The organism is Psychromonas marina (assembly GCF_030161115.1).
Classification (GTDB): Bacteria; Pseudomonadota; Gammaproteobacteria; order Enterobacterales; family Psychromonadaceae; genus Psychromonas; species Psychromonas marina.
This window is the reverse complement of record NZ_BSPQ01000028.1, coordinates 1-2012: the sequence shown is the minus strand read 5'-3', so window position 1 is coordinate 2012 and position 2012 is coordinate 1. Positions and strand designations below refer to the sequence as shown.

1 protein-coding gene is annotated in these 2012 nt (G+C 46.7%); it reads right to left on the bottom strand.

Annotated features, from left to right (window positions below; all coding sequences use genetic code 11):
• Window positions 1–2012, bottom strand: a 2012-nt coding sequence (locus tag QQK09_RS18950; RefSeq protein ID WP_284205771.1) for a hypothetical protein, incomplete at both ends; no start/stop codon positions are given.

Genomic DNA, 2012 nt, shown 5'->3' with positions numbered 1-2012 from the left:
ATCGGTGATGGTAATATTCATTGCGCCATCGCTGTTATCGCCATCTTTATCAGTGGCGGTGACATTTAAGCTGAACTGCGTTGATTGACTGTCGCTTTGATCAACAGGCCCTGTGATCGTCAGTTCGTATGAACCATCGGTTGCGATAACCACCGTCATCACGGTTGCGCCCGCACTGTCGAGTACGGTTAAGGTATCGCCTACCACTGTAAAGGTCGTCGCTGCACCATTACTAGTGATCCCAGTTAAGCCTGGTTGTACTGTTTGGAATACAATTGTCGCGATTTCATCGGCGCCAACATCTAATGGGATCTGTCCATTCACCACGTTAATGGCAGCCGATTCGTTAATGGTAACGCCCGTTATGTCTTCACCAAACACAGCATCTGCGCCATCGGTAATAATGATATCCACATTCGCCGGTTTATCTAGATCATCACCATCGGTATCGGTTGCTTGTACAGGCACATTAATATGCAGATCATCACCATCAAAGGTCACGTAACCTGCGGTGTCTGTGTCGTTATGATCAAGTGGCAGCTGTTGCGTAATCACGACTGTGACGTTGATATCTTGACCTTGCTGTGCACCAGATAATGCAATGGTTACTGCAACGGTGCCGTCAGCAAGTTCACCGATTAAATCACCATTAGTATTAACACTAAAGGTCAGTGGTTGTCCGCCAGAACTAAGATCGTTTTGTAGTTCAGTGATTAAATCAGCTTGTAAATCGGGATCAATTTTAATCGAATCAGGTACAAGGCGGTCTTCACCTGCCACAATCACAAAGGCGCCAGATTTTATCGCTGGGTAACTGGTGTCAGTATCACCAACATTAACGCCATCACCTGCCGTGTCTAAATCCCCTTCGGTCAGTGTAACTGTGCCTTGATCATCACCGGCAGCATTAGTGCCATCGATGATGGTAATATTCATTGCGCCATCGCTGTTATCGCCATCTTTATCAGTGGCGGTGACATTTAAGTTGAACTGCGTTGATTGACTGTCGCTTTGATCAACAGGGCCTGTGATAGTCAGTTCGTATGAACCATCGGTCGCGATAACCACCGTCATCACAGTTGCGTCCGCACTGTCGAGTACGGTTAAGGTATCGCCTACCACTGTAAAGGTCGTCGCTGCACCATTACTGGTGATCCCAGTTAAGCCTGGTTGTGCTGTTTGGAATACAATCGTCGCGATTTCATCGGCGCCAACATCTAATGGAATTTGTCCACTCACCACGTTAATGACAGCCGATTCGTTAATGCTAACGCCCATTATATCTTCACCAAACACAGCGTCAGCACCATCGGTAATAATGATATCGACATTCGCCGGTTTATCTAGATCATCACCATCGGTATCGGTTGCTTGTACTGGCACATTAATATGTAAGTCATCGCCATCAAAGGTGACATAACCACCATCACTTGACCCATTATGATCTAACGGGACATTCTGCATAATGGTTACAGTCACGTTGATATCTTTCCCTTGCTGTGCACCCGATAAGGCAACGGTTACTGCAATTTCACCATTTAATAAACCAATAAGATTACCATCAACATCGACGCTAAAGGTCAGCGGTTGACCGCCAGAAGTGAGTTCGTTTTGTAGTTCAGTGATTAAATCCGCTTGTAAATCGGGATCAATTTTAACCGAATCGGGTACAAGGCGGTCTTCACCTGCCGCAATCACAAAGGCGCCTGATTTTATCGCTGGGTAACTGGTATCACTGTCACCAATATTAACGCCATCACCTGCCGTGTCTAAATCCCCTTCGGTCAGTGTAACTGTGCCTTGATCATCACCTGCGGCATTGGTGCCATCAGTGATGGTAATATTCATTGCGCCATCGCTGTTATCGCCATCTTTATCAGTGGCGGTGACATTTAAGTTGAACTGGGTTGATTGACTATCGCTTTGATCAACAGGCCCTGTCATCGTCAGTTCGTATGAACCATCGGTTGCGATAACCACCGTCATCACAGTTGCGCCCGCGCTGTCGAGTA